Origin of the sequence: Pseudomonas sp. CHM02, assembly GCF_000612585.1 — a bacterium.
In the GTDB taxonomy this organism is placed as follows: Bacteria; Pseudomonadota; Gammaproteobacteria; order Pseudomonadales; family Pseudomonadaceae; genus Aquipseudomonas.
Genome location: NZ_JFCA01000115.1, coordinates 1 through 565 on the forward strand (window position 1 = coordinate 1; position 565 = coordinate 565).

Here is a 565-nt window from a genome sequence, read left to right on the forward strand (position 1 = left end):
AGCAGTAAGCCGCGCATCTGATTGCCTATGGCAGTGCGACGCCTTACATATCCCTGCCGAGCCCGGTGCAAAGCCTGCATCGCCAGCGCCGCGGCACTCTTGACCGGAACAGCTAGAATCTTGCAATCGCGGCCGGCACGCAAAATAGCCAGCGCATCGTTGCGATCGTTTTTCGGGCCGCTGCGATGATTGGCAACAAGCTGGGCTGGCAGAATACGAACGGGATTGCCCTGCGTTTGCAGCAACCGCGCCCATGCTTGAGCGCCGGGCCCGGTTTCCACCAATACGGTCACGCTTACCGGAAGCTTATTGAGAAACGCCTGAAACGCCTCACGCGACTTGATTCGTTCCTCAAATATCACTTGGCCGAGCGCATCTTCCCCAGCCGCCTGAAAGACCCTTTTGGCAAGATCTACGGCAACTGTGGTGCATGCAGATACATCTGCTGACAAAGACTGATTGATCGTCGTATGCTTTTTCATGGTCTCGCCCTCGCTGTCGTTGGCTTCTATAAGAATGCCACCGTGGCGCACAGACGCCTCGGCTTGGGCGAGTCCATCCAATT

1 protein-coding gene is annotated in these 565 nt (G+C 56.8%); it reads right to left on the minus strand.

Annotated elements, in window-relative coordinates:
* Positions 1-482: transposase (locus tag BM70_RS0130965; RefSeq protein WP_025859596.1), on the minus strand; the 482-nt coding region annotated here is incomplete at its 3' end.
* Between the last annotated feature and the right edge of the window lie 83 nt (positions 483-565).